Consider the following 1,718-nt stretch of genomic DNA (forward strand, 5'->3'; position numbering starts at 1 on the left):
CAAGCGGTGGATCTGGTGTTGTTTGGGGGCGATGCTTTCCCCGATGCGACACCCCCCCCTCTCCATCAAGAGCTTTTTGCCCAACAGTTTCGCCGCCTGGCCGATGCAGGGATCCCAACCGTCCTGTTGGTGGGCAACCACGATCAGTACGGGCAGGGACAGGGAGGCAACAGCCTGGCTATCTACCGCGCTTTGGGGGTCTCAGGCTTTATTGTGGGGGACAGACTGGAAACTCATCGGATCGAAACTCGCGGTGGCCCGGTGCAGGTGACCACTTTACCTTGGCTGAGTTGCTCTGCTCTACTCGCCCAACAGGAAAGCTTGGCGCTTGAAGGGGAAATCCTCGCGCATCAGCTCCTGCAGCGCCTCCGCCTAGCCCTAGAAGGGGAGATCCGCACCCTGCAGCCAGGGATCCCGGCGATTTTGTTGGCTCACGTCATGGTGGAGACGGCCCGCTACGGAGCAGAACGCCATCTTTCGGTGGGCAGAGGATTTACGGTGCCCCTTTCGCTGCTGGCTCGGCCTGCCTATCAATATGTTGCCTTGGGGCATGTCCACCGTCACCAGGTGCTGTGTCGGGATCCCTTGATGCTCTATCCCGGCAGCATTGAGCGGGTGGATTTTGGCGAAGAAAAAGAGGAAAAAGGCTGTGTGCTGGTGGAAGTCACCCCTACGGGGGCCAGCTATGAATTTTTGCCCCTGCCAACCCGTACCTTTCACACCATTCGCCTGGATCTGAGCGCAGATCCACCCCAGCAGGCGCAGTCCAAGCTGCTGGCCGCCATCGCCAAGGCCCCCGTGGCCGGCTCCATCCTGCGGTTGATCTACCGCATACGGCCCGACCAGCTAGAGTGCATTGATGAGCGGGCTCTGCACAACGCTCTTGCCCCTGCTTTTAGCTACACCATCGCCCCAGAAGTGGTCAGCCCCAGCCGCATCCGTCTGCCGGGATGGGATCCCAGCCGACTTGAGCCCCTGACGGCTCTGGAGCAGTATTTGGCCAACCGCAGCGATCTGGCCCCCTTGCACAACGATTTGCTGGCCGCCGCCCGTCAGTTGTTGGAGGAATATGTGGATCCTTTACAAGACTGGGCCCCCAACTGGGAGGAGCCGGGAGCTTCAAGCCCTGCCTCAGCAGAAGAGGAGCAGTTGCCTTTGTTTTGAGATGCTCCCTTTGTCGCCTCAGGGTTCATAGAGGTGGGGATGGGGGATCCCTGTACGAAGAAATCAGGACAGGAGTGCTCGCCAAAGCTGCGGGCTCCTCAAGTTTCAAGTGATCTGAATCACTTCGAAATGGCAAAAAGCAACACAAACTGGGAATCGGGTTGAAGACGTTGGCAACGACGGCATCAGCTCACTCACAGGGAACTGACTCAGACTGGTAGACCTCACACTGCCAGTCTTTTTTTGTTTGAGGTTTAGGTATTGTGAAGCTGCAGCAAGCAGGGGATCCCTTTCTAGCATTCATGAAATTCCCATCTTCTTTTCTATAGAGTCAGCTAGAAATCGCAGGAGCCCCGCACTGCACCCGTAGGGTCAGTGCCGGGAGGAATGCGGAAGTCACAATAGAACCATGACCCAAGTCCTGACCGTCTCCTGTAAGCTCAAGGCATCCCAGTCGCAAGCCGCCAAATTGGACGCGACGATGGAGGCTTTTGGCCAAGCCTTGAACTGGGTCAACCAAAACACACCCGAGAAAGTCGCCAACGCCGTTAAGC

1 protein-coding gene and 1 pseudogene are annotated in these 1,718 nt (G+C 57.7%); both read left to right on the top strand.

Annotation, left to right across the window (positions count from 1 at the left end; translation table 11 throughout):
• A partial coding sequence (locus NW837_RS11945; RefSeq protein ID WP_414331792.1) for a metallophosphoesterase family protein occupies positions 1 to 1,164 on the top strand: 1,164 nt, incomplete at its 5' end.
• A gap of 409 nt (positions 1,165 to 1,573) precedes the next feature.
• Positions 1,574 to 1,718 (top strand): annotated as a pseudogene (locus NW837_RS11950) (RNA-guided endonuclease TnpB family protein); the annotation flags it as partial.

This window comes from Synechococcus sp. R6-10, assembly GCF_047461815.1.
GTDB lineage: Bacteria > Cyanobacteriota > Cyanobacteriia > Thermostichales > Thermostichaceae > Thermostichus.